Genomic DNA, 283 nt, shown 5'->3' with positions numbered 1-283 from the left:
CCAGCTGCCGCTGATCGGGCATCTGTTCTCCGGCCCGCCGCTCGGCCTGGGCACGCTGACCGCCGGTCTGGTGCTGGCGATCATGATCATCCCCTTCATCAGCTCGGTGATGCGCGAGGTCTTCCTGACCGTGCCGACCCGGCTGAAGGAGTCCGCCTACGCGCTGGGCTCGACCACCTGGGAAGTCGCCTGGCACATCGTCCTGCCCTACACGCGCTCGGCGGTGATCGGCGGCATCTTCCTGGGCCTCGGCCGCGCGCTCGGCGAGACCATGGCGGTGACC

General features: G+C 69.6%; 1 protein-coding gene. It reads left to right on the top strand.

Annotated elements, in window-relative coordinates; translation table 11 throughout:
• A partial coding sequence (locus tag FLQ44_RS23120; RefSeq protein ID WP_147696203.1) for an ABC transporter permease subunit occupies window positions 1-283 on the top strand: 283 nt, incomplete at both ends.

It is taken from the genome of Vogesella mureinivorans (genome assembly GCF_007644035.1).
Lineage (GTDB): Bacteria > Pseudomonadota > Gammaproteobacteria > Burkholderiales > Chromobacteriaceae > Vogesella > Vogesella mureinivorans.
The sequence above is the reverse complement of the archived record's forward strand: the minus strand, read 5'-3'. Positions and strand labels throughout refer to the sequence as shown.